General features: G+C 39.6%; 1 pseudogene. It reads right to left on the bottom strand.

Annotated features, from left to right (window positions below):
- Positions 1-68: 68 nt before the first annotated feature.
- A pseudogene (locus BP861_RS03035) lies at positions 69-227 on the bottom strand (tRNA (pseudouridine(54)-N(1))-methyltransferase TrmY); the annotation flags it as partial.

Raw genomic sequence — 227 nt, forward strand, 5'->3', positions numbered from 1 at the left:
TTGAATTCCAATCCTTTTGCAACTCAGCTTTAAATTAATTATATTCAGTTTTAATTTAAATTCAGTTTTCAGTCAGCTTCTCCTGGCACTTCCCCTCTTTTCGCTTCAGCCCTATCCAGTTCATTGTGGATAAGGGTTATGCAATGATTTGAGTGAAGGGAAAGAGGGCCTACTGAGATGATTTTCGCCCCTGCCTTTAGGATATGTTCTTCCTCTTCTTCGGTAAC

Source organism: Methanosarcina sp. UBA411, assembly GCF_002495725.1.
Lineage (GTDB): Archaea > Halobacteriota > Methanosarcinia > Methanosarcinales > Methanosarcinaceae > Methanosarcina.